The following is a 20795-nucleotide window of genomic DNA, read 5'->3' as shown; positions in this document are numbered from 1 at the left end:
TCTCCTCAGCCCAGTCTCGGTGCGACCTCGGCCTCGTAGATCGAGGCCTTGTCGTGCAGGTGGCAACGGGACGTGTGCGCGCCGGCGCCGTCGACCGGCAGCAGCTCGGGCAGCTCGGTGGTGCAGCGCTCGCCCTTGACCCGGTCCTTGTAGGGGCAGCGGGGGTTGAACGAGCAGCCGCTGGGCAGGTTCAGCAGGCTCGGCGGGAGGCCCTTGATCGGGCGCAGCCGCTCGGCGGCCGCCGACACCGTCGGGATCGACTCCAGCAGGCCCCACGTGTAGGGCATCCGCGGCTGGGCCAGGACGTCGGCGGCGGTGCCGTACTCGACGCAGCGGCCGGCGTACATGACCAGGACGTCGTCGGCCATCTCGGCGACCACGCCGAGGTCGTGCGTGATCAGCACGATCGCCGAGCCGAACTCCTTCTGCAGGTTGTTCAGCAGGTCCAGGATCTGCGCCTGCACGGTGACGTCGAGCGCGGTGGTCGGCTCGTCGGCGATCACCAGCTTCGGGTCGTTGACCAGGCCCATCGCGATCATCGCGCGCTGCCGCATACCACCGGAGAACTCGTGCGGGTACTGCTTGAACCGGCGGATCGGGTTCGGGATGCCGACCAGGTCGAGCATCTCCAGGGCGCGCTTCTTGGCGACGTCCTTGGAGACCTTGTGGTGCACCAGGTACGCCTCGGCGATCTGGTTGCCGACCGTGTAGAGCGGGTGCAGCGACGACTGCGGGTCCTGGAACACCATCGAGACGGCGTCGCCGCGGACCTTCATCAGGTCGCTCTCGGGCAGGCCGACGATCTCGTCGCCGCCGAGCTTGATCGAGCCGGTGATCCGGGTCCGCTTGCGGTCGTGCAGGCCCATCACGGCCATGCTGGAGACCGACTTGCCCGAGCCGGACTCGCCGACGATCGCCAGCGTCCGGCCCAGCGGTACGGCGTACGTCAGGCCGTTCACGGCGCTGACCAGGCCGTCGGCGGTCGGGAACTTGACCGTCAGGTCGGTGACCTCGAGGTACGGCGTCTCACCGCTCGGGTTGAGCGATGCCTGCCGGCGCTCGCGGGTCGCGATCGACGGCCCGCGCTTGGCGTCGGCCGCGTTGTCGCTCATGGCGGGTCCTGCCTTTCCGATGTCGCCGGTCGGCCCAGGTTCGTTGGTGGGTGTGCTCACGACAGCCTCACCCGCGGGTCGACGATGCTGTAGGCCACGTCGACCAGGAAGTTCATCGCGACCAGGATCACCGACGCGATCAGCACGGTGCCCATGATCACCGGCAGGTCGTAGGTCTGCAGGCTCTCCAGCACCAGGTTGCCCAGGCCGGGAAGGTCGAAGATGCGTTCGGTGAAGATCGCGCCGGCCAGGCTGCCGGCGATGTCCAGACCGAAGATGGTGATGACGGGGATCAGGCCCGAGCGCAGCGCGTGCTTGTAGGTCACCTTCCGGTCCGACAGGCCCTTGGCCCGGGCGGTCCGGATGAAGTCCTCGCTCAGCGTCTCGACCATCGAGCCCCGCGAGTAGCGCGCGTACTGCGTGCAGTTGTAGAACCCGATCACCAGCCACGGCGTCAGCAGGCCGAGGAACCACTTGGCCGGGTTGTCGGTCAGCGGCGTGTACCCACCGCGCGGCAGGATCGGGTAGAGGATCGTCAGGTAGAGCGAGACCATCAGCGCGACGATGTAGTACGGCACCGAGCTGAGCACCAGCGTGCTGGTCATCAGCACCCGGTCCCCCACGCTGCCGCGTCTCTTCGCGGCCATCGAGCCGACGAAGACGCCGATGGTCAGGACCAGTACGGCGTACCCGGCGACGAGCGACACCGTGACCGGCAGCCGCTCCTTCAGCATCTGGGTGACCGGACGGTCGTTCTTGAACGAGAAGCCCAGGCAGGGCGCGTTGCACTTCTGCACGACACCGGCGGTCTCGAAGGTCCGCCCGGCGAAGATTCCCGCCGTGTACTCGGCGAACTGCTGCACCTTGGGTCTGTCGAGGTGCAGGTTCTCCTTGATCTCGTTGTAGCGCTCCTGGGTGCAGTTGCGCTCACCGCAGATCGCCGCGGCCGGGTCGGTCGGGGCGACGAAGAACAGCGTGAAGGTCGCGATAAGCGTGACCAGTACCACGCTGAGCGCGCTCACCAGCCGGCGCGCCACGAAGTAGAGCACGGGGGTTTTCTCCTCACCGATCGGGGTGGTGACCGAACCGAGGTTCGGTCACCACCCCACCATCAGATGATCAGACTGCTAGGTGCTCCGGCGAACCGGAGCTTGCTGGTCCGCCGGGCCTGGACGGCCCGGCGAGCCGGATCAGGGCTGCTTGAGGTAGATCGAGGTGAACTCGGGCATGCCCTGGGTCACGTCGTTGATGGCGTGACCGATGTTCTTGCCGACCGGGAACGCGCTCGCGCTGTAGTACAGCGGAACGGCCGGCAGGTAGTCCTGGAGGATCTTCTTGTCGATCTTCGGCCACTCCTTCAGCTGCTCGTCCGGGGTCAGCGCCGCGACCCGGTCGATCTCGGTGTCCAGCGCCTTGTCCTGGATCATGCCGATGCTGTTGTTGAGCGCGACGGCGTCCGACCGGAACAGCACCGGGAACCAGCTGGTTCCGGACGGCCAGTCGGAGCACCAGCCGGCCGGGCCCTGACCGATGTTGACCGGAGCGTTCATGTCGTTGGTCAGGCTGCGGATCTTGGCCTTCGGCACACCGACCGACTTGACCTTGAACCCGGCCGCGGTGAAGACCTGGGTCCACAGCTGGTTCTGCTGCTGACGGATCTTGTCGTCGTTGGAGTAGTAGTAGCTCAGCTCGAAGTTCTCCTTGCCGAGCTCCTTGAGCTTGCCCTTGATCTCCGTCGCGACGGCCGGGTCCTCGGCGCCCTTACCGGTTCCGGTCAGGCCCGGCAGCTCGAACTTCTCGTAGCCCGGGACGGCCGGCGGCAGGATGGTGGAGGCCGGGATGGCGCTGTCCGGGGTCAGACCGCGGACCTTGCGCCAGCTGTCGAACGGGAAGGCCTGCGCGATCAGCTTGCGGACCTCGAGCGGGATCTTGCGGGTGTCCATGCCGAGCACGATCGTGCAGGGCGAGTAACCGCGGATGATCTGGCTCTGGTCCTTGACCTCGGGCACCAGGCTGGCGTCCAGGTTGGAGTAGTTCAGCGCGTTCGCGTCGGCCCCGTTGCTGGCCAGCACCTGGCGCTGCACCTTGAGCAGGTCCTGCGAGAACTTGAAGTCCCACTTGTCGACGTACTGGTGCCGCACCGGGTCGGTGTTCGGGTCCCAGTTCGGGTTCTTGGTGAGCTTCAGCTCGGTCCCGGCGGTGTAGCCCTCCACCATGTACGGACCGGTCACCATCGGCTTCTGGTCGTAGGACTGCTTGGTGTCCTTGGCCTTCGGGATCGGCGTGAACATCGGGAACGCCGCGTAGAACGGAAGGTCGTCGAACTTCTTCGCCAGGTGGATGACCAGGGTCGACTCGTCCGGGGTCTCGACGCCGGAGTAGTTGTCACCGTCGGCGTACGGACCCTTGTACTTCTCGCCGTCCTTGAAGAACTGCAGCTGGTACGTCGGTCCGGCGTCGTACAGGTCGTGGGCGAACGACCGCTTGATCGCGTACGCGTAGTCGGCGGCCTTGACCGGCGAGCCGTCCATGTACTTGATGCCCTGCTTGAGCTTGAACGTCCAGGTCAGGCCGTCGGCCGACTTGGTGCCCAGGTCCTCGGCGAGGTCGGGGACGAGGACCGGCTTGCCGGTCTTGTCGTCCAGCTTGTACTGGGTCAGCGCCCGGTACATCAGCTTTCCGATCTGGTTGCCGTCGGTGTAGTAGATGTTGGTCGGGTCGAAGGTGCTCGGCGTGACGTCGGACAGCACCGTCGCGGTGCCGCCCTTCTTCGCGCCCTCGACCTCGGGGGCCGGGCCCTTCAGGGTCGGGTCGGTCGCCTTCTCCTGCGCCTTGCCCGCGTCGCCCGTGTTTCCGTTACCGCTCCCGCTGTTCGACGACGGGGTGCCACAGGCCACGGCGGCCATCATGACCGTCGCCGCGACAGCGGTGATCCGCTTCCACTGCATTGTTGTGTTTCTCCTTTTCTGCCGCTGGGGCAACGCCGGGCTACCGGCGAGTCTTCGGGTCGAAGGCGTCGCGGACCGCATCGCCCAGGAGGGCGAGGGCCAGTACGAGGGCCGTGATGCCGAGCACCGGCAGCCACAGGTACAGCGGGTCGGCCTTGAACCAGTTGGTCGCGGTGGCGATCGTCTGACCCCACGACGGGATCGGCTCGATCAGCCCCACGCCCAGGAACGAGAGCCCTGCCTCGGCCGTGACGTACGCCGGCAGGGCCAGCGACGCCGAGATCACGATCGGCGCGACCAGGTTCGGCAGCAGCTCCTTGAACAGCACCTGACGGGTCGGCACACCGATCGCCTTCGCCGCCAGCACGAACTCGCGCTCGCGAAGCGACAGCACCTCACCGCGGATGATCCGCGCCAGACCGGCCCAGCCGAAGAACGACAGGACGAAGATCAGCACGAAGAACCGGGTCGAGGCCTGCTCGTCGGGGGTCAGGTTGAACGAGCCACCGCGCATGTTCTCCACGATCGGCACCATCGCGATCGCGAACAGCAGGTACGGCAGGCTCAGGACGAAGTCGATGATCCACGAGATCAGCCGGTCCACCCAGCCGCCGAGGAAGCCGGCCAGCAGGCCCATCACCACGCCGACGACGGTGCCGAACAGCGTCGCGACGAACGCCACGATCAGCGACGGGCGGGCGCCGTACACCCAGCGGGCGAAGTTGTCGCGGCCGGTCTTCGGCTCGACCCCGAACCAGTGGTCGGGGGTGATGCCGATGGTCGGGAAGCCGTACTCGTCGACCAGGTCCGGGGTGAACGTGCTGATGTCGCTGCCCTCGAGCTTGGCCAGAAGCGGCGCGAAGATCGCGATCAGGATGAAGAACAGCACCACGCCCACGCAGATCATCGCGACCCGGTCCTTGCGGAGCCGGTCCATCGCGATCCGCGTCGGCGATTTCCCGTGCGCCACAGTCGCGTCGCGGACGGGCTCCGCCGACGACGGGTGGTCCTCGACACCTACGGTCGAGTCGGGTGAACCGATGCTCATGCAAACTCCGTCAGCTCTGTCAGCCAGATTCCGGGACGGGACCGGCCACGGTCTGTAGACCGGGCCAGGCCCTGGATGGTGGAACAACCTGCAGCCGAAATGCCTTGACAACGACCTGCGCCACAACCGCGCGCTAGCCTGCCCGACAGTCCGACACCAAACCAGCCGGTTCCGGCAGCAGTGTACAAATCGTTACCGGAACGAGTACCGGGGCGGTACATTTGGCACGAATGTTCACGCTCCGCGACCGATCATCCACAAATTGCGGCGGCACAGCACCGACAATGGCCATTTTGTGCCAGATTGTCACGGACAGTGCAGGAATCCGCCCGCTCGGTCGACGATCACCGAGAGTGGTCATTGCGCCTTCCGAGCATCCCCAGACCTCTCCCCGGCTGGTACGACCGGGGAGATGGCCCTGTCGGCTGGTACTGCTCAGTCCTGGCGGACGTTGACCGTGACGAACGGCGGCTTGACGACCTCGAACGGCTCCTGGCGGCCGCGGACGTCGACGGTCACCTGGTCGCCTTCCTTGATCGCCGCGTCGAGCAGCGCCAGGGCGATGCCCTTCTTCAGGGTCGGGGAGAACGTGCCGGACGTGACCTCACCCACGGGACCGTCGGCGCCGGCGACCGTCATGTGCGGGCGCGGGATGCCCCGGCCGACAGCACGCAGGCCGCGCAGGACCCGCTTCGGGCCGGCCTCCTTCTCGGCGCGCAGCGCGGCGTCGCCCCAGAAGTGCTCCTTCTTCCAGCCGACCGCCCAGCCCGACCGCGCCTGCACCGGCGTGATCTGCGGCGAGATGTCCTGGCCGTGCAGCGGGTACCCCATCTCGGTCCGCAGCGTGTCCCGCGCGCCCAGTCCGGCCGGCACGATCCCGTACTGCTCCCCCGCGGCCAGCAACGCGTCGAACACCGCGACGGCGGCGTCGTTCGGGACGACGAGCTCGTACCCGCGCTCACCCGTGTACCCGGTCCGGCACACCACCACCGGCGTACCGGCGAAGTCCGCGACGGCGAAGGCCATGTAGTCGTGCCCGGTCGGCAGCCCGATCGCGGCGACGACGTCGTCGGAGTGCGTGCCCTGGACGGCGAGGATCGCGTAGTCGTCGTGGGTGTTGGTCACCACGACCCCGTCCGGCGCCTGCTCGGCCAGCCGCCGTACGACCTCGGCGGTGTTCGCCGCGTTCGGGATCAGGAACACGTCGTCGTCCGCGTGCAGGTACGCGATCAGGTCGTCGACCACCCCGCCGTCCTCGGCGCAGCACAGTGTGTACTGCGCCTGGCCGGGACCGATCTTGCCCAGGTCGTTGGTCAGGCAGGAGTTCACGTACGCCGCGGCGCCCGGTCCCTTGACCGTGGCCTTGCCCAGGTGGCTCACGTCGAAGACGCCGACCGAGGTCCGGACCGCGGTGTGCTCGGCCACCACCCCGCCGTACTCCAGGGGCATCTCCCAGCCGCCGAACTCGGCGAACTTGGCTCCCAGGGCGACGTGCCGCTCGTGCAGCGGGGACTTCTTCAAGCTGGTCATGCAGCGGAACCTACCTGACCGGCGCACCGGCGCGGGACAGCCCGATGGGGCAGGCTCGCTGGTGTGGCACGCGTCGCGCGCGCCGCTGCCACGTAGCATGCTGGGGCAGCACGCACGTACCGTCACGACCGGCGCACCCTGCCATCCGGTCAAGGAGGACTGAGGATTTCGTGAGCACCATCACCCTGAGCAAGTCAGATGCGGCCGGCGTCAAGACCGACGTCGTCGTCATCGGTGTCGTCAAGCTCGACGGCGGCGTCGCGCTGCCGGCCGGCACCGAGTCGCTGAACGCCGCCTACGACGGCCGGCTGGTGGAGGTGCTGTCCGGGCTCGGAGCCACCGGCAAGGCCGGCGAGGTCACCAAGGTTCCCGGCCCGAAGCCGGGCAAGTCAGCGACGCTGATCGCGGTCGGCCTGGGAGCGGCGCCGGACGGCGCGCTGAAGACCGAGGACCTGCGCACCGCCGCCGGTGTCGGCGTCCGGGCCGCGAAGACCGCGCAGTCGGTCGCCTTCGCGCTGCCGACGCCGGACGCCGACTGCGTCCGCGCGGTCGCCGAGGGCGCGCTGATCGGCCGCTATTCCTTCAACGCCTACAAGTCCGAGGCCCCGACCGACGCCCCGGGCAACCTGACGCTGCTCACCGACCTGGCGCGCAACAAGGACGCCAAGGCCGCGCTGGAGCGCGCGCAGATCGTCGCGGACGCGGTCCACCAGGTCCGCGACTGGGTGAACATGCCGCCCTCGGACCTGCACCCGGCCGAGTTCGCGGCGCACACGCAGAAGCTCGCCAAGGAGTACGGCGTCAAGGTCGAGGTGCTCGACGAGAAGGCCCTGGCCAAGGGCGGGTACGGCGGCATCCTCGGCGTCGGCCAGGGCTCGGACAACCCGCCGCGGCTGATCCGGCTCAGCTACACGCCGAAGAAGCCGGTCACGCACCTGGCCTTCGTCGGCAAGGGCATCACGTTCGACTCGGGCGGCCTGTCGCTGAAGACCGCGTCCGGCATGATCAGCATGAAGGCCGACATGGCGGGCGCCGCCGCGGTCGTCGGCGCGACGATCGCGATCGCGCGGCTCGGACTGCCGGTGCAGGTCACGACGTACGCCGCGATGGCCGAGAACATGCCGTCGGGCTCGGCGGCGCGGCCGTCCGACGTACTGACCATGTACGGCGGCAAGACCGTCGAGGTGCTCAACACCGACGCCGAGGGCCGGCTGGTGCTGGGCGACGCGCTGGTCCGCGCCTCCGAGGACGCGCCCGACCTGATCGTCGACGTGGCGACGCTGACCGGCGCCTGTGTCGTTGCCCTGGGCACCAAGGTGGCCGGCGCGTTCGCGAACACCGACACCGCCCGCGAGCGGGTCGTCGACGCCGCGCTCGCCGCCGGCGAGGCGATGTGGCCGCTGCCGATCCCGTCCGAGATGCTGGACAAGCTGCGCTCGCACTCGAAGGTCGCCGACCTGGCCAACATCACCGGCGAGGCCTGGGGCGGCGCCCTGGCCGCCGCCGCCTTCCTCGGCGACTTCGTTGCCGAAGGCATCGACTGGGTCCACCTCGACGTCGCCGGCCCCGCCTTCAACGACGGTGGCCCCTCCGGCTACACCCCCACCGGCGGCACGGGCTACTCGGTCCGCACCCTGGTAGAACTCGCCGCTGCGGCCAGCTGAGCTGACTGGAGATCCGCTACCCGGCCGGGTGGCGGATCTCCAGCATGGTGCAGCCCTCTTCCGTGCTGTACGGGCCGTGGGGCATCCCCGGCCTGCGCGCCGCGTACTGACCGGCGCTGAAAGTCTTCCGCAGGGTGAGATCCGTCAGCGAACCCTCGAGCAGGTACACCTCCTCGAAGTACTCGTGGCGGATCACCTCGTCGGTTGTCGTGCCCGGAGCCCAGCGGGCGATCCGGGTGAGATTGTCCTCGGGTCCTTCACTCAGGACCCGCTGGGTGATGCCGTTCCCGGCGTAGGTCCACGGGACCTGGTCGACCGCGAAGAACTCGTGCTCGGCCTTCATCTCAATCCCAAGCCGCGGCGAGCGGCGCCAGCGTGCCGTCGTGGATCAGCTGCACTTGCATACTCAACGTATACAGCTTTGGAGGTTCTGTGACGTCCTCTGCGGGTGGCCGCCGCCCAGCTCCTGGCCGGCGCCGACCCGGTCGCCAATCTGGCCACTGCGACCGACGCCGTACGCCGGGCCGCTGACGCGGGCGCTCAGCTGGTCGCGCTGCCGGAGGCCACGCTGGCGGCGTTCGGCAGCGACCTGCGCAGTGGCGGAGCCGCTCGACGGGCCGTTCGCGAACGCGCTGCGCAAGGTCTCCGAGGAGACCGGCGTGGTCGTCGTCGCGGGACTGTTCGAGCCGTCTGACGACGGACGGGTGTTCAACACGCTGCTGGCGACCGGGCCGGGCGTGGAGGCGTCGTACCGCAAGATCCACCTGTACGACGCGTTCGGCTCGCGGGAGTCGGATCTGGTGGCTCCCGGCAAGGAGCTGGTGACGTTCGAGCTCCGAGGGCTGACGGTCGGGCTGGCGACTTGTTACGACCTGCGGTTCGCCGACCAGTTCAGCGCGCTGGGCCGGCTCGGCGCCGAGCTGGTCGTCGTACCGGCGTCCTGGGGTGCCGGGCCGGGCAAGGAGGAGCAATGGGACCTGCTGACGCGCGCCCGCGCGTCGGACGCGCAGGCCTGGCTGCTGGCGTGCGACCAGGCGTGGACTCCCCCGGCCGGGACCGATCCACTGGGCATCGGTCGCAGCGTGCTGGCTGACCCACTGGGACGGGTGAACGCACGCCTGGGCTCGGAGACCGGCCTGCTGCTGGGCACGGTCGACGCCGACCTGGTCGCGACGACCCGCCGGCGCGTGCCGATCCTCTAGCTGAATCCGACAGCCTTTAGCTGGATCCGTCGGCCTCTAGCGGGATCCGACAGGCTCTAGCTGAACGAACGGCGCCTGCGAGGCGCAGCAGCACCTCGGGGATCCGTCAGCCGGAGCGTTCGACCAGCCGGTCAGGCCAGCCCGTTCTTCTTCTGGCGGGCGTTGTACTCGCGCATCCGCGGCGGGTACCCGACCACGGCGGCGTCGTACGACGGGATGCCCAGCTTGTTCAGGAAGGTGTGCGCCCACTCGACCGAGGGCACCCGGCGACGGGTCCACTCGCCGTCGACCGCGACCAGCAGCAAGGTGTACTCGGTCACCGCGGTGCGCGGTTCGACGAACCCCTCGACGCCCTGGCGCGTCTGGACGAACTCGCGCAGATGCGCCTGGTCGGGGCTGTCCGACTTGCGCAACGTGCCGGGCTTGTTCCGGCGACCGAACCACTTCATGGACAAAGTGTCCCCTATCACCGCAAATTCGTGCCTGATCCAACGGTCCCGCCCACCACGCGCCGCCGCGGCCACCCCTCGCTGCCGGCCGTCCCCTGGCGGGGACGGCCGCGACCGCGGCGCCACGTGGTTCCCGAGCCGTCCGGTCCCCCGAGGACCCCCGCCTCCGGACGGCCCGTCGTACGGGCTGCTGAGTACGACGCGGCGCCTGCCGAAGAAGTTCGGAACGGCCGGCGGCTCCTCGCCGGACACCGGCCCACCGGGCGCCGTCCTCAGCGGACACCCCCGCAAACAGCCGGCCGCCGTACGGCGAGCCCGGGCACGACGTGACGCCGGCTCGGTGACAAGATGACGCCGGGCCGGAACTCCGCGACCCGGGGCCGCCCGCCGACCTGTTGACCCACGGAGGAACCTGTGACGACCACGGCAGACAGCACGCAGACCTACGACCTGGTGATTCTCGGCGGAGGCAGTGGCGGGTACGCCGCCGCGCTGCGCGCCGCCGTCCTCGGGAAGTCCGTCGCCCTCGTCGAGAAGGACAAGCTCGGCGGGACCTGCCTGCACCGTGGGTGCATCCCCACCAAGGCGCTGCTGCACGCCGCCGAGGTGGCCGACTCCGCCCGCGAGGGCGAGCAGTTCGGTGTCCGGACGACGCTCGAGGGCGTCGACATGGGCGGCGTGAACAAGTACAAGGACGGCGTCGTCGACCGGCTGTTCAAGGGCCTGCAGGGGCAGATCAAGTCCCGCGGCATCACCGTGATCGAGGGCGAGGGGCGGCTGACCTCCCCGACCACGGTCGAGGTCGGCGGTACGACGTACACGGGCAAGAACGTGATCATCGCCTCCGGCTCGTACTCGCGCTCGCTGCCCGGCCTCGAGCTCGACGGCCACCGGGTGATCGCCAGCGAGCACGCGCTGACGCTGGACCGGGTGCCGGAGTCCGCGGTGGTGCTCGGCGGCGGCGTGATCGGCGTCGAGTTCGCCAGCGCGTGGACCTCGTTCGGGACCAAGGTGACGATCGTCGAGGCGCTGCCGCGCCTCGTCCCGGCCGAGGACCCCGACTGCAGCAAGACGCTCGAGCGGGCGTTCCGCAAGCGCAAGATCGGCTTCAAGACCGGTACGTTGTTCGAGTCCGTCGAGGTCACCGACAACGGCGTCCGGGTGACCGTCGCCGGCGGCGAGGTGATCGAGGCCGAGCTGCTGCTGGTCGCGGTCGGCCGCGGGCCGAACACCGCCGGGCTCGGGTACGAGGAGGTCGGCGTCGCGCTCGACCGCGGCTTCGTCACCGTCGACGAGAACCTGCAGACCAGCGTGCCGGGCGTGTACGCCGTCGGCGACATCGTGCCCGGGCTGCAGCTCGCGCACCGCGGCTTCCAGCAGGGCATCTTCGTCGCCGAGCACCTCGCCGGGCTGAACCCGGCCCCGATCGACGAGGCCGGCATCCCGCGCGTCACCTACTCCGAGCCGGAGGTCGCGTCCGTCGGCCTGACCGAGGAGCAGGCGCGCGCGACGTACGGCGAGGTCGAGATCCTGAACTACAACCTGGGCGGGAACGGCAAGAGCCAGATCCTGAAGACCCAGGGGTTCGTGAAGCTGGTCCGGGCCAAGGACGGCGCGGTGGTCGGCCTGCACATGGTCGGCTCCCGGGTCGGCGAACTGATCGGCGAGGCCCAGCTGATCTACAACTGGGAGGCGTTCCCGGCCGACGTCGCGCCGCTCGTGCACGCCCACCCGACCCAGAACGAGGCCCTCGGCGAAGCGCACCTGGCGCTGGCCGGAAAGCCTTTGCACTTCCACGAGTAAGTTGGTGGTGCGCCGCAACGGGCGTGTCCGCCGTGACCCGGCGGCGCCCCGTTCCGGCGGCACCGTAGGCTGACTTCGAGACCGATCGACGAAGGAGCAACGACCGTCATGCCGACCTCTGTATCCCTGCCGGCCCTCGGGGAGAGCGTCACCGAAGGAACCGTCACCCGCTGGCTCAAGCAGGTCGGTGACACGGTTGCCGTCGACGAGCCCCTGCTGGAGGTCTCGACCGACAAGGTCGACACCGAGATCCCCTCCCCCGTGGCCGGCACCCTCCTGGAGATCAAGGCCGCCGAGGACGAGACCGTAGAGGTCGGCGCCGAACTCGCCGTCATCGGCGACGCCGGCGAGACCTCCGGCGAGTCCGCGGACTCCGCCCCGGCCCAGGCCGAGGCCCCGGCCGAGCAGGCCGCTCCGGCCGAGCAGGCCCCCGCCCAGGAGGCCGCACCGCAGGCGCAGGCTCCCGCCGGCCAGCAGGCGCCAGCCGTAGACCAGGCGCAGGCCCAGCCGCAGGCGCAGGCCCCGGCCGCGCAGCAGGCCGACTCGGCCGCGCCGCAGGCCTCGGGCGCGCCGCAGGCGCAGGCCTCGGGCGACGACACCTCCAGCTCTCCCTCGGCCGAAGCGGCCTCAGCCCCCGCGGCCTCCCCGGCCGCATCGGCACCCAGCTCAGGTGGCACCTCCGTCACCCTGCCGGCCCTCGGCGAGAGCGTCACCGAAGGCACCGTGACGCGCTGGCTGAAGCAGGTCGGCGACGACGTAGCCGTCGACGAGCCGCTCCTCGAGGTATCCACCGACAAGGTCGACACCGAGATCCCGTCGCCGGTCGCCGGCAAGCTCCTCGAGATCAAGGTCGCCGAGGACGAGACCGTGGAGGTCGGCGCCGAGCTCGCCGTCGTCGGTTCCGCCGACGCGGCCCCCGCCCAGGAAGCCCCGCAGCAGGACCCCCCGGCCGAGGCCCCGAAGCAGGAAGCCCCGAAGGAAGAGGCCCCGGCCCAGCAGGCCCCGGCCGCCCAGGCCCCCGCCCCGCAGGCCGCCCCGGCTCAGGCTCCCGCCGCCCAGGCGCCGGCTGCCCAGGCCCCGGCCCCGGCCCCGCAGCAGGCCCCGCCGGCCCAGGCCCCCACTCAGGCCCCGGCCCCCCAGGCAGCCCCCGCCCCGCAGCCGACCCAGGCGCCCGCCGCCCAGGCCCCGGCCGCGCAGGCTCCAGCAGCCCAGGCTCCGGCCGCCAGCTCCAACGGCTCCTCCTCCGAGGGCCCGAACTACGTCACCCCGCTGGTCCGCAAGCTCGCCGCGGAGAACAACGTCGACCTCGGCGCCGTCCAGGGCACCGGCGTCGGCGGCCGCATCCGCAAGCAGGACGTCATCGCCGCCGCTGAGGCTGCGAAGGCCGCCCCGGCCCCTGCGGCAGCAGCCCCGGCAGCAGCGGCCCCCGCGGCCAAGGCGCCGGTCAGCCCGCTGCGCGGTACGACCGAGAAGATGAGCCGGATCCGCAAGGCGATCGCCAGCCACATGGTGAACTCGCTGAAGGTCTCGGCCCAGCTGACCACGGTCGTCGAGGTCGACGTCACCGAGATCGCCAAGCTGCGCAACGCCAAGAAGAACGAGTTCTTCGCCCGCGAGGGTGTGAAGCTGTCCTTCCTGCCGTTCTTCGCGCTCGCCGCGATCGACGCGCTGAAGCAGTACCCGAAGCTCAACGCCTCGATCAACGAGGAGGCCGGCGAGGTCACGTACCACGCCGCCGAGCACCTGGGCATCGCCGTCGACGCCGAGAAGGGCCTGATGGTCCCGGTCGTGCACAACGCCGGCGACCTGAACATCGCCGGCCTGGCGAAGAAGATTGCCGACCTCGCCGACCGCACCCGCAACAACAAGGTGCTGCCGGACGAGATGGCGGGCGGCACGTTCACGATCACGAACACCGGCAGCCGCGGCGCCCTGTTCGACACCCCGATCCTGAACCAGCCCCAGGTCGGCATGCTCGGCACCGGCGCGGTCGTCAAGCGCCCGGTCGTCATCACCCACCCCGAGCTCGGCGAAACCATCGCGATCCGCCAGATGGTCTACCTGGCCCTCACCTACGACCACCGCCTGGTCGACGGCGCCGACGCCGCCCGCTACCTGACGGCAGTCAAGACCCGCCTGGAAGAAGCCCAGTTCGACGTCTGATCCAGAGACGACGCCGAGCCCAGTTCGACGTCTGAACGGCGGCCGGTGACGTGTCCAGCGGCACCAGCCGTCATCCGCTCCGGCGAGCAGCACCACAGCCGACCCGCTCGGGCCTCCCAGCCCGCAGCGGGTCGGCTGCGTTTCCCCCTCCACCTACCCGCCGACGTACGTCGTGAGCTCGAGATCGTCGAGCCGGCCCTGGTCGCCGGTCCACTCACGGCAGCGAAGTCGCCCTGGCGGGGTGCTCCAAGGCGAGTTGAGCTCGACCGGTTCGCCGGCGAGGCCCACCAGGGCGCGCCCGACCACCGACCGAACAGCTGCTTCGATACCGCCGCCCATCGGCCCCGAACCGGTACCGGACGTGCGCTTCCCACCTGAGCAGCCACCGCTTCGTCCCCACCCGCCTGACTTTCCTTGTCCCTCGCCTTTCAGCTTCCCCCGGAGGTTCGCGTGAAGTACGTCCTGGCCGGCGCGTCCGGCTTCCTCGGTACGGCGCTCGCCCGCGATCTCGTTGCCGACGGCCACCAAGTCACCCGCCTGGTACGCCGTTCGCCCGCCTCCCCTGACGAGCTCCAGTGGAACCCCGCCACCGGCCGCCTCGACACCCAGGCCCTCGCCGGCGCCGACGTCCTCATCAACCTCGCCGGCGCGAACATCGGCCGCCCCTGGACCCCGACGTACCGCAAGACCATCCGCGAGAGCCGCGTCCGCACCACCGCGACCCTTGCCGAAGCAGCCGCCCAGCTCGACCGCAAGCCCGTCTTCCTCACCCAGAGCGGCATCGGCGGCTACGGCATGGACTGCAGCGACGACCTCCTCACCGAAGCGTCTCCCCTCGGCGAAGGCTTCCTCGCGGACGTCGTTCGAGTCTGGGAAGGCGCAGCCGACCCCGCCCGCGAGGCCGGCTGCCGAGTAGCCACCCTCCGCACCGGCGTAGTCCTGGCCCACCAGGCCCCCGCGTTCCAACTCCTCGCCCTCCCCTTCCGCCTAGGCGTCGGCGGCCGCCTGGGCCCCGGCACCCAGTACTTCCCCGTCGTCTCCCTCACCGACTGGCTCCGAGCCGTCCGCCACACCGCCGAAAACGACACCGTCGAAGGCCCGGTCAACATCACCCTCCCCACCCCCATCACCAACCAGGCCCTCACCAAGTCCCTGGCCGCCCAACTCCACCGCCCCGCCCTGATCCCCGTCCCCGCCAAGGCCCTCACCACCTTCTTGGGCGAGTTCGCCTGGGAACTCCTGGGCAGCAAACGAACCCTCCCCACCACCCTCCAAACCACCGGCTTCACCTTCACCCACCCAACGCCGCAACTAGCCGTCGCAGCAGCCCTCACCCACTAACAGCCTTTCCCTCCCGCGCCGCGCGCTGGCGCGGTGGCGTCGCTGCCGGCCGCCGGAGTTGCCCCCGTGACCGGCAGCGCAGGTCCACCACCGGTCATCGGTGCGAGGGGTGACGCGCGTTGTCGGTACGGAAGCCGACGCAGGTGATGCGGGACCGGTGCTGCTGCGGGCCGCGGCACCAGCGCCGATCGGCCTCGTCGCGCTGGTCCCGCCGCAGATCGACCGCCGGTTGCCAGCCGAGCGCGGCTGCCGCGGACGGCACCCCGGGCCGAGCTGGCCGAGCACAAGGGCTGCGAGTCCGTGCTCGCGTTCGCGACCTCCGCGCTGCGCGAGGCACCGAGCGAGATGTCCGTGTTCGACCGGGTCCGGACCGAGAGCGACGTCGACCTGCAGGTGCTCAGCGGGCAGGACGAGGCGCGCCTGACGTTCCTCGCCGTACGCCGGTGGTTCGGCTGGTCGTCGGGACGGTCTCCATCACCAGATGGACGCCGCGCTGACCGCGGGGCTCGTCCTGCTACCAGACGTGCCGCCAGTACGGCCGGCCTCATCGGACTGGCCGCATTCAGACCGACCGCCGGTTGCTGGCCAAGCGCGCCACCGCGGCGCGTGGGCAGCGTCGCGGCGGTGGTGGTATGAAGGCAGCCAGTGCTGGAGGTGATGCTGATGCCGTCGGCTGCACCGTGGCAGGGCTGATGCCGACGCCATAGGCGATGCCCGCAGGAAAGGCTGCGCCGATGCTGACTCTGGTGTCGGAGGTGTGCCGAGGCCTGGCCACCAGAGGGGAAGTGGTGCTCGTCCAGAACGTGACGCCCGTGAGGTGGGCGGCCCGTGCCGGACGCGGCTCCCTAGCGTGGACGGTTCCGATGCCGGAGGTTGATCCCCTGGCGTGGGCGGTGGTTGGTGCTGTCCGGGGCGGTACAGGAATCGGCAGGTGATTCTGATGGGGACTGCTGCCGGTGTCCGGGAGCGGCGCCCGGACCGTGCCGCATTGGTTGCCTGAGGCAAGCTCTCGGCGAAGAAGGCGCCCCGCTGGCCCAAGAAGCCAAGGCTGGTGACGAGGCGGTGCTGCTGCCGTGGGTGGCGCAGGGCTAGGGGGCCGGGAGACAGTGCATGCGTTGGGGGGCGCTGGAAATGGCTCACGGGCGGGGGCCGGGGGTCTGGGGTGGTGTAGCGGTGGGTGGGCAGGATGGAGTGCCCTCGAGCGGGCTGGGTGGAGTGGGCGCTCGTCGAGGGGTTGGGGTTGTCTGCGTCACGGGGGTTTGGGTTTGTCGGCCCAGGTGGGGCGGGTGGGTTGGGGATGGCCTTGGTGCATGGTGATGGTCCAGTGGCCTTGGTGGACGTCGATGTGGTGGGCTTTGCAGAGGAGGGCGAGGTTGGTGACGGTGGTGGGGCCGCCGTCGGCCCAGTGGGTGAGGTGGTGGGCGTCGCAGATGGCGGTGGGGGCCTGGCAGATGACGCAGCCTTTGTCGCGGGTGTTGAGGGTTTGGCGGATGGCTGGGGTGACGAAGCGGTGTTCGGTGCCTACGTCGAGGGGTTCGGAGTTGGAGCCGAGGACCATCGGGATGATGCCGGCGTCGCAGGCGAGGCGGCGGATGGTGCTGGTGGACAGGGTGGTGCCTGAGGCGAGGGTGCCGGTGCCGGTGCCCGCGGTCAGGTCGTTGAGGGCGATGGTGACGGTGATGTGGGGTTTGATGTGGCCGTGGGCTGGGGCTGCTGTCCCGGTGGCTGCTGCGGTGGTGAGGATGGCGGTCAGGGCGTCGGCTTGGCGTTTGCCGCGGCTGCGGGGGTCGCGGGCGCCGTCGGGGGTCTGGTGGGGCTTGGCGCCGGCGAAGATCAAGGTGTGGAACAGCTCGGCGTTGTCGCCGGCCAGGTAGCCGCCGAACTCGACGCCTAGTTCACCGCGCCTGAGCCAGAGGGTTTCTGCGGCGAGAGCGCGGGCTTCTGCGGGTTCGGGCCCGTCGGTGTCAAGCGTGTCACGGAGATGTTTGCCGAGTTTGCGCAGGTCGGCGGGGGCGAGGGTTTGGGCGGCTTTGACGAGTTCGTGTTCGGCGACTTGGAGGGTCTCGACGGGGACCTTCGCCGCGGCAGGGATGCGTTCGAGGGTGGTGACGATGGATTCGGCTTGGGCCACGTGCAGTGCCGGGCTCGAGGGTTCGGTGGTGCTGAGGGCTGCTTGGACTTCGGAGTACTTCGGCAGGGCGGTGGCCAGGCGGAGGTCACGGCGGACTTCGGTGGGGTCCAGACGATGGCGGACGGAGATCAATTGGATCGTGTCCCGCGCGCCGATCTCGGCGGCGTGACCGTTGGTGTCCAGGGCCGCTAGGAGTTGCAGGCGGTACGTCTGCAGTCGGGTGATCTCGGTCTGGGCAGCGTCGAGCGCCGACAGCAGTTCGCTGCCGGTCATGGACCACGGGGGTCGCTCGTCGCAGTACGGCATACGGATCAGTCTCCTGGAGGGCGCCGACAGTTTTGAGAGAAAAGCCTTGTTTTGAAGGGGATCAGGCGGGGGTGATGGTGGTGATGCGCCACGTCTTGCCGGTAGGGGCGAGGGTGATGCGGCGGGTGGTGGGTGGGCCGGGTGGGAGCTGGGTTCGGCCGGTGGGGGTCAGGGCTGTGGCGGAGATGAGCCGGTCGGTGACTCGGAGGGTGACGGTGGGGCCGGGGGTGGGTTCTTGGGTGAGGTGCTCGATGTGGAAGCGGAGGTTGGCGATTCGGATCTTTTGGGCTTGGTAGGTGGCCAGGGCTGCTCGGTCCGTTGTCCAGGGGTGGCTGCCTGGTTGGTAGACGGCGTCGAGTTCGGCGGGGTTGAGGGTCCAGAAGGCGTGGGCTCGACGTTGGTCCAGGGTTTGGAGGGTTTGTTGCCAGGCTTTGGAGTTGGGTGAGGGCGGGGCTGTGGGGGCTGGGGTTGAGGTTGGGGGTTCGGCTGGGGTTGAGGTTGGGGGTTCGGCTGGGGTTGGTGTGGCGGCTTTGGCTGGGGTTGGGGTGGTGGCTTTGGTGGGGGTTGGCGACGGGGGTGCGGCTGCGGCTGGGTTGGTGGTGGGGGTGTCGAGGATGCCGAGAGTGGTCAGGGCCAGGGCTGTGACCACCAAGGCCGCTAGGGCTGAGGCGGCGAGGATTCCGTACGCCGTTCGGTGCGAGCGGGTTGCTCGGTGGGTGGTGTTGGCGAGGATCTGGTTGAGGCGCGTGGTGTTGTCGCGGCGGGCTCGGCGGGTCGTGTCTCGGCGGGGCTTGCGGCGGTTCTGCGGGCGGCGGGGATGGACGGTGGGGATCACGCTGGGACCGGCGGTTGGGGCTTGGGCGGTCGGGCCAGGCGCGGTCAGGGTTGGGATGGTCGGGGTTGGGATGGTCTGGGCGGGGATGGTCGGGGCGGGGGCCGGCCTTGGGGTGAGAAGGGGGCGGGATCGAGCGGGCTGGGGATCGGAGGTGGAGTGGTCGGGGAAGGCGAGGTTGAGAGGGGTGGGTGGGGAGAGGTCCAGCACCTTGCGGGCGAGGGCTGGGGCCGCGGTGTCGGTGAAGAGGCTCGCGGGGAACGGGGTGGTGGTGCCGGCGGCAAGTTGGGTGAGGGCAGCAAGGGCTGTCAGGTCGTCGGCTTGAGTGGTGGTGGGGTCTTGGGAGCGGAGGGCTGTGTCGGTGATGACGGGACGGCCGTCGGCGTCGAAGAGGATGTTGGCTGGGGTCAGGCGGCCGTGGTGGAGGCCTTTGTGGTGAAGAAGGGATAGGGCTTCGGCCAGTGGGCTGATGAGCGTGACCAGCTCGCCTAGAGCGAGGTCGCCTCTCCGGCCGAGGAGGGCTGTCAGGTTGCCGGCGGGGACGTGCTGGCCGAAGAGGAGCCAGTCGGACTCGGACTGGCGGACTTCGATCAGGCGAGCGATGTGAGGGTGGTCGATGGCTAGCAGGGTGGTGAGGTCTCGTTCGAAGACCGTCGGGTTGGTGATGGTCGGGGCGGGAATTCGTTTGAGCACGGCGTGGCGGCCGGAGGCGAGGTCGCGGACCAGCCAGACGGTGCCGGCCGATCCGGACCCGAGCTTCCGGCGCAAGCTGTAGCCGGCGATGTCGTCGAGTGCCATGCCAAGAGGGTGCACGAATCGTCACCGACGGCCGCGAAGTTATCCACAGCAAGCCCTGGTGGTCGGGGGCTGTGGATGGTGCGCGACGTCGGAGTGAGGGTGAGACATACACTCGAAGGCGTGAGAGCTATCAAGTACGTGGAGGCCGGGTTCGGCGCCGAGGCGGTCGACTACGAGCAGGCGTGGGAGGAGCAGCGGCGGCTGCACACCGCGGTTGCCGAGGGCACCGGCGCGGACACGGTGATCCTGCTCGAGCACCCGCCGGTCTACACGGCCGGCAAGCGGACCGAGCCGCACGAGCGGCCGGTGGACGGTACGCCGGTGGTCGACGTCGACCGGGGCGGGAAGATCACGTGGCACGGGCCGGGGCAGCTCGTGGGGTACCCGATCGTGAAGCTGGCGTCGCACGTGTACGTGGTGGACTACGTGCGGCGGCTGGAGGAGGCCTTGATCGCGGTGTGCGCCGAGCTCGGCGTACGGACCGGGCGGGTCAAGGGGCGCAGCGGGGTGTGGGTTCCGGCCGACGACCGTGGGCGGGAGCGGAAGATCGCGGCGATCGGGATCCGGGTGGCGCAGGGCGTCACCATGCACGGGTTCGCGCTGAACTGCGACAACGATCTGGCTTGGTTCGACCGGATCGTGCCGTGCGGGATCTCGGACGCGGACGTGACGACGTTGTCCAAGGAACTCGGGCGGGACGTGAGCGTGACCGAGGTGCTGCCGGCGGTACGGCGGGAGCTGGATCGGATGCTGGCGTGGGACGAGTACGAGCGGACGCCGGACCTGGATCACGTGGATCCGGCGCCGACGGGCATCACGTACGGGCTGGCTGTCACGCCGTAGGTCGGCTGGGCGGCGGCGGGAAGCCTGCCAGGGTGTTGTCGCAAGTGCCGTGAGGGAAGCAGTTGGAGTTTGTCGCCCGCGCGCTGCCGGACTGTCCGCGAGGGCGGGAGTCGGGGCCTGGCGGGGTGTTGTCGCACGCGCCGTGAGGCAGGGGTTGGATGTGTCGCCTGCGCGCCGCCCGCCTGTCCGCCAGGGCGGGAGTCGGAGTCTGCCGGGGTGTTGTCGCACGCGCCGTGAAAGCAGCAGTTGGAGTGTCCCGCCTGAGCGCTGCCGGACTGTCCGGCCACGGCGGGAGTCGGAGCCTGCTGCGGTGTTGTCGCAGGCGCCGTGAGGCAGGGGTTGGATGTGTCGCCTGCGCACTACCGGCCTATCCCGGCAGGGCTGGAGTCGGAGCCTGCCGGGGTGTTGTCGCACGCGCCGTGAGGCAGGGGTTGGTGTGTCGCCTGCGCACTACCGGCCTATCCCGCCAGGGCGGGAGTCGGAGCCTGCCGGGGTGTTGTCGCACGCGCCGTGAGGCAGGGGTTGGATGTGTCGCCTGCGCACTACCGGCCTATCCCGCCAGGGCGGGAGTCGGAGCCTGCCGGGGTGTTGTCGCACGCGCCGTGAGGCAGGGGTTGGATGTGTC

16 protein-coding genes and 1 pseudogene are annotated in these 20795 nt (G+C 69.9%); 7 read left to right on the top strand and 10 right to left on the bottom strand.

Features of this window, described 5'->3' with window-relative positions:
- Positions 1-5: 5 nt before the first annotated feature.
- From ABD235_RS02955 to gcvT, 5 genes are all read right to left on the bottom strand, one after another.
- Positions 6-1112: an ABC transporter ATP-binding protein gene (locus tag ABD235_RS02955; protein WP_344168904.1), complete on the bottom strand. Its 1107-nt coding sequence runs from the start codon at positions 1110-1112 to the stop codon at positions 6-8.
- A 56-nt stretch (positions 1113-1168) separates the two neighbouring features.
- Positions 1169-2161: an ABC transporter permease gene (locus tag ABD235_RS02950; protein ID WP_344168901.1), complete on the bottom strand. Its 993-nt coding sequence runs from the start codon at positions 2159-2161 to the stop codon at positions 1169-1171.
- Between the two features lie 141 nt (positions 2162-2302).
- Positions 2303-4060 carry an ABC transporter substrate-binding protein gene (locus ABD235_RS02945; protein WP_344168898.1) on the bottom strand — a complete coding sequence of 586 codons (1758 nt, stop codon included), beginning with the start codon at positions 4058-4060 and terminating at the stop codon, positions 2303-2305.
- Positions 4061-4100: 40 nt separating this feature from the next.
- Positions 4101-5108, bottom strand: a complete 1008-nt coding sequence (locus tag ABD235_RS02940) for an ABC transporter permease (protein ID WP_344168895.1) — start codon at positions 5106-5108, stop codon at positions 4101-4103.
- A gap of 435 nt (positions 5109-5543) precedes the next feature.
- On the bottom strand, positions 5544-6638 hold the full coding sequence (gene gcvT, locus ABD235_RS02935) for a glycine cleavage system aminomethyltransferase GcvT (protein ID WP_344168892.1): 1095 nt from the start codon (positions 6636-6638) through the stop codon (positions 5544-5546).
- 170 nt (positions 6639-6808) lie between these two features.
- Here gcvT and ABD235_RS02930 point away from each other — a divergent pair, with 170 nt between their 5' ends.
- Complete coding sequence (locus ABD235_RS02930) at positions 6809-8302, top strand: leucyl aminopeptidase (RefSeq protein ID WP_344168889.1); 1494 nt, start codon at positions 6809-6811, stop codon at positions 8300-8302.
- 16 nt (positions 8303-8318) lie between these two features.
- Here the strand turns inward: ABD235_RS02930 and ABD235_RS02925 are convergent, their stop codons facing one another.
- Positions 8319-8645, bottom strand: a complete 327-nt coding sequence (locus ABD235_RS02925) for a cupin domain-containing protein (protein ID WP_344168886.1) — start codon at positions 8643-8645, stop codon at positions 8319-8321.
- Positions 8646-8750: 105 nt separating this feature from the next.
- Here ABD235_RS02925 and ABD235_RS02915 point away from each other — a divergent pair.
- Positions 8751-9504: pseudogene (locus ABD235_RS02915) on the top strand (carbon-nitrogen hydrolase family protein).
- A gap of 131 nt (positions 9505-9635) precedes the next feature.
- Here ABD235_RS02915 and ABD235_RS02910 read toward each other — a convergent pair.
- Positions 9636-9953, bottom strand: coding sequence for a hypothetical protein (locus ABD235_RS02910; protein ID WP_344168878.1), 318 nt, complete (start codon positions 9951-9953; stop codon positions 9636-9638).
- A gap of 414 nt (positions 9954-10367) precedes the next feature.
- On the opposite strand from ABD235_RS02910, the gene lpdA reads away from it, so the two are divergent.
- Entirely contained in the window at positions 10368-11756 is a 1389-nt protein-coding gene (gene lpdA, locus ABD235_RS02905; RefSeq protein ID WP_344168876.1) for a dihydrolipoyl dehydrogenase, read from the top strand.
- A 108-nt stretch (positions 11757-11864) separates the two neighbouring features.
- Positions 11865-13919: a 2-oxoglutarate dehydrogenase, E2 component, dihydrolipoamide succinyltransferase gene (sucB, locus tag ABD235_RS02900; RefSeq protein WP_344168874.1), complete on the top strand. Its 2055-nt coding sequence runs from the start codon at positions 11865-11867 to the stop codon at positions 13917-13919.
- 153 nt (positions 13920-14072) lie between these two features.
- Here sucB and ABD235_RS02895 read toward each other — a convergent pair whose 3' ends face one another.
- Complete coding sequence (locus tag ABD235_RS02895; protein WP_344168868.1) at positions 14073-14225, bottom strand: hypothetical protein; 153 nt, start codon at positions 14223-14225, stop codon at positions 14073-14075.
- 144 nt (positions 14226-14369) lie between these two features.
- On the opposite strand from ABD235_RS02895, the gene ABD235_RS02890 reads away from it, so the two are divergent.
- Together ABD235_RS02890 and ABD235_RS02885 are read left to right on the top strand one after the other, a co-directional pair.
- Positions 14370-15260, top strand: coding sequence for a TIGR01777 family oxidoreductase (locus tag ABD235_RS02890; protein WP_344168865.1), 891 nt, complete (start codon positions 14370-14372; stop codon positions 15258-15260).
- 246 nt (positions 15261-15506) lie between these two features.
- Positions 15507-15896, top strand: coding sequence for a Ppx/GppA phosphatase family protein (locus ABD235_RS02885; RefSeq protein WP_344173634.1), 390 nt, complete (start codon positions 15507-15509; stop codon positions 15894-15896).
- A gap of 613 nt (positions 15897-16509) precedes the next feature.
- On the opposite strand, the gene ABD235_RS02880 is transcribed toward ABD235_RS02885, so the two are convergent.
- Both ABD235_RS02880 and ABD235_RS02875 read right to left on the bottom strand, forming a co-directional pair.
- On the bottom strand, positions 16510-17664 hold the full coding sequence (locus ABD235_RS02880) for an HNH endonuclease signature motif containing protein (protein WP_344168862.1): 1155 nt from the start codon (positions 17662-17664) through the stop codon (positions 16510-16512).
- A 94-nt stretch (positions 17665-17758) separates the two neighbouring features.
- Positions 17759-19327, bottom strand: coding sequence for a protein kinase domain-containing protein (locus ABD235_RS02875; RefSeq protein WP_344168859.1), 1569 nt, complete (start codon positions 19325-19327; stop codon positions 17759-17761).
- A 120-nt stretch (positions 19328-19447) separates the two neighbouring features.
- Between ABD235_RS02875 and lipB the strand changes: the two genes are divergently transcribed.
- The gene (gene lipB, locus ABD235_RS02870) at positions 19448-20170 is read left to right on the top strand and encodes a lipoyl(octanoyl) transferase LipB (protein WP_344168856.1); all 723 of its coding nucleotides are present in this window, start codon (positions 19448-19450) and stop codon (positions 20168-20170) included.
- Positions 20171-20795: the final 625 nt, after the last annotated feature.

It is taken from the genome of Kribbella lupini (genome assembly GCF_039529595.1).
Taxonomy (GTDB): domain Bacteria; phylum Actinomycetota; class Actinomycetes; order Propionibacteriales; family Kribbellaceae; genus Kribbella; species Kribbella lupini.
Note: the sequence above shows the minus strand (reverse complement) of the source record. Positions and strands in the feature narration are given on the sequence as shown.